This is a genomic window from Desulfonatronospira sp. (assembly GCA_003563255.1).
GTDB lineage: Bacteria > Desulfobacterota > Desulfovibrionia > Desulfovibrionales > Desulfonatronovibrionaceae > Desulfonatronospira.
The window spans coordinates 1-3,979 of record PWSL01000488.1 but is presented as its reverse complement, the minus strand read 5'-3'; the positions used below and the strand labels follow the sequence as shown (position 1 = coordinate 3,979).

At 51.7% G+C, this 3,979-nt stretch carries 2 protein-coding genes; one reads left to right on the top strand and one right to left on the bottom strand.

Annotated elements, in window-relative coordinates; genetic code table 11:
• Window positions 1-417 (top strand): Uma2 family endonuclease (locus tag QZP87_RS14325; RefSeq protein WP_291323604.1); only part of this gene is annotated, 417 nt, incomplete at its 5' end.
• Between the two features lie 23 nt (window positions 418-440).
• On the opposite strand, the gene QZP87_RS14320 is transcribed toward QZP87_RS14325, so the two are convergent.
• Entirely contained in the window at window positions 441-3,968 is a 3,528-nt protein-coding gene (locus QZP87_RS14320) for a WD40 repeat domain-containing protein (protein ID WP_363331027.1), read from the bottom strand.
• Window positions 3,969-3,979 lie beyond the last annotated feature (11 nt).

Here is a 3,979-nt window from a genome sequence, read left to right as displayed (position 1 = left end):
GGCAATCAGGAAGCGACCCTGATCATCAAAGTTGGCATCTGGAATGAGCAGACCCAACTGGGCTATGTGTTTAGTTCTTCGACGGTTTTTAGCCTGCCCCAGGGGGGCGATCGCTCTCCCGATGTGTCCTGGGTAGCCAAAGCCCGCTGGGAAGCCCTCAGCCCTGAAGATCGAGAAGGCTTCCCTCCCCTCTGTCCTGATTTTGTGATTGAACTGCGCTCCCGCAGCGATCGCCTGTTGCCGTTGCAGGCCAAGATGCAGGAATATCTAGACAGCGGCCTCAAATTGGGCTGGCTGATCAACCCACAACAGCAACAGGTGGAAATCTACCGCCCAAACTGCCCCCATGAGATGGTTTCTCTGCCCGCTACTCTCTCTGGGGAGGATGTCCTGCCGGGATTCCAGCTTTGCCTGTAAGGCATCTTGGCTGGCACAACCGTTTAGTTATCAGGATTAGCCAGGGCTTGGGCGACAGCGGCGGGGTCTTGATCGAGGGTATCGGTGCTGGGGTTAAGGTCAATGGTGGGATCGCGATCGAGGGCTTGTTGGAATCGGTGGGTAGCCCTGGCTATTTCCCCATTGCGGGCCAGGGTGGTGGCTTCTCGCACCAGATGCACCGCAGAATACTTGCGGGCCACAGCTCTGGGGTTTTGCACGATTTCTTCGGTGGCGGGGTCGAGATCAAGGTCATGCCCCGCCGCTTGGGAGATCCTTAATAGATGGCGCAGCAGGGCGGTGGATTGGCGGACATTGCCACTTCTGGCCAGCCCATGGGCGGCTATGAGCACGGTGGGATGCACGGGCAAATTGGCACAGGTTAGCCCGTACTGGTTTAAGTCTTTTTGTAGGTGGTTGATCCACTCCGAAGCACTAAAGTTGCGGTGAATGCGCTGACAAATTTGTTTTGCCAGATCCTTAGACCAAAGCCAGTAAATCCGTGTTGCACCGTCACTGCCAACGGCAGCTATCCGCTCACTATCAGAACTAAACGTTATGTCAAGGACTCCTGTACTAGGGTTGATGTTCGCAATAGGTAGGGCTGTTGAAATATTCCATACCCATAGTGTGCGTTCGCTGACAGTAGCTATATGCTCGCCGTCAGCACTAAAAGTCACATTATCGACCGTATCATTGTGATTAAAAGTTGCGATAAGGCTACCTGTGGCAGCATCCCAAATCTTTGCTGTGCGATCATTACTAGTGGTTGCCAGTCGTTTGCCGTCAGCACTGAATGCTACTGCATTAACGCCACCACCATGGACAAGGGTAGAGAGAAGATTACCTGTGGCAGCATCCCAAATCTTTGCTGTGCGATCATTACTAGCGGTTGCCAACCGCTTGCCGTCAGTATTAAATACTACTGCTTTCACGTTATCAGCATGACTAAGGGTGAAGATAAGATTACCTGTGGCAGCATCCCAAATCTTTGCTGTTCGCTTATTACTAGCTGTCGCCAACTGCTTGTCGTCAGCACCAAGTGCCACAGAGTTTAAGCGATTAAATAAGTTAATTATTTGAATCCTGGATTCTCCGCGAGGGACGATAGAGTCATCTTCACTATGAAAGGTAGGGATGATGATGTGGTCGCCTGTAGGAATATCCCATATATACACTGTCCCATTATTGCGCAAATTCCCGTCATTATCTTGCATTGTCCTGTCACGGTCTACCACTATACCGCCAGGCGTAGAGGCTATAGCTAATTGCTGATTGTCAGCACTGAAAGTTATAGAGTCGGCCCTAACGCGGTGTTGGAACGTGTCAGGCAAATCGTTTATTGTAAGGTTCCAAACCCGTACCGTACCATCCCAGCTAGCGGTAGCGACTTGCTCATAATTGTTACTGAAGGCGGCAGCTTTAAGATTAGAGTCATGGTTAAGTATGGTGATAGGATCACCCATAACGGTGTTCCAAATCCGTGTGATTCCATCAGCACTGGACGTAGCTATTCGTTGGTAATCACTACTAAAGGCCAGAGCACCCACTGTATTACTATGGTAGAAAGTTGCAATATGTCTACCTGTGTAGCTCCATATGCGTACTGTATTAGACCTAGCGGTAGCTACTCGTCCATTATCACCGAAAGCCACTTTTGTAACCCCAGGATACTGATCATCCTTCTCATGGTTAAGGGTGGCAATTAGTTCCCCTGTAGCAGCCCTCCATATTTTTGTCATACTGCTCTCGTCGGCAGTAGCTACTAGATGACCATCAGTACTCAAGGCTATTGCTTTGACACCTATATGATTTAGAGTGACAACGTGGCCACCTGTCATAGCATTCCAAACCCGCGCCTTATCATCTTCACTGACAGTAGCTACCCGCTCCCTATCATCACTGAAAGCTACAGAAGTAACCGTACTATTGTGGTTGAGGGTGGCAATGAGATCACCAGTAGCAGAATCCCAAACCCGCACTGTGCCATCCTCACTGACAGAGGTCACTTTTTCGCCGTCATCACTAAAGTTGACAGCCTGAACACTCTCATCATGATTGAGAGTCATGATGACATCACCAGCGTAATTCCATACCTTTGCTGTGCGGTCACTACTAGCAGTCACTAACCTCTCGCTTACAGGACTGAATATCACAGAATTAACTGCCTCATCATGGTTGAGAGTCATGATGGGGGTGCCTGTATTGGCGTTCCAGACCCGTGCCATGCCGTCTTTGCTAGCCGTGGCCAGCCATTGCCCATTATGGCTAAAACTCAAGGCATTGACCCTATCATGATGTTCGAGGTTGGCAATTATCTCACCTGTTGCTGCATCCCATATCTGCACCGTGCCGCTAGTACTAGCTGTCGCTACCTGCTGTTCATTAGGACTAAACCTAACGTTAGAGACATAACGAGCAAATAGATCAAGGGTCTCCAGAGGACTATCATGATCAAGGGTCTTCAGAGGCAACTGGGCTAAACCCTGACGTAGTGATTGGTTCACAGTACCCAGTTCTCGCCCTGTTAAGCTGCCCTTCTGGAAAGCATATACAGCTAACAATGCACCGACTTCCTGAGACGTTAGTCGGGGTTGACTCACCAACTGTTCCGCTTGGGCTGCCAATTGACGGACCAAGGCTAACTGCTCCGCCCGACGGGATTGGATACCAAACCAGGTCATCCCCGCCGCCAATAGTGCCAAAGCGCCTACCCCCGCTCCCCGCAAGAGCACCTGTTGCCGTTCTGCCCGCTCAGAAGCACGGAAAAATTCAAGGCAGCATTGGTTGAGATCAGGGTTAGTGGTTCGGACAAAATTACGGAGGAGATCCAGATCCGGCGATCGCCACAATAATCCCGCTGGCCTTCCCTGTTCATCCCAGTAGGTTGCAGCGGCTTCTAACCGCTGCTGCAAGCGAAGATCATCCCAGCGATCGCGGATCCAATCTTTGAACCGCTGCCAAGTTTCAAACAGCGCCTCATGGGTCACCTCCGCCGTCACCTCACCCTCCACCGTGGATAGGGTAATCAAGCGCGCATTTTCCTTGGAGAACTCGTGAATGACTTCCCGCACCTGCTCCAGAGTGATCTTGCGGGTGGTTAAATCCTTGACCCTGATCCGGCGACGAGTCACCCGGTTATTCTCCCCTCCTAGCTGCACCAGGCTCAGAAAAATTCGCTGTGCGGTCGTTTGCCTGACCACCTTCAAGCCATCATCATCCTTCAAACCGTCGAAAATCTTATCTGCCCTATCTGCTACCGCCCCCCCAATCCCCCCAATGTCTAAATAGACCTGCAACGGCGATCGCCTCCGTAGCGATTCCTGCGACAGCTCCTCCCACAGCTTGGTTAGCGCAAACTGGAGCAACGGCAACGCCCCTTCTTGCCCCGCCATATCCTGCACCATGCGATCTACCAGGGCGTCCTCTAGGGGATGTCCCGCCCGTTTGGCAGGCTCCGCGATCGCCCGCGCCAATTCCGCTGCCGTCATCGCCGGTACAATCACTTCCTGATGGGAAATCGCCTGATTCAAGCCAGGATGGC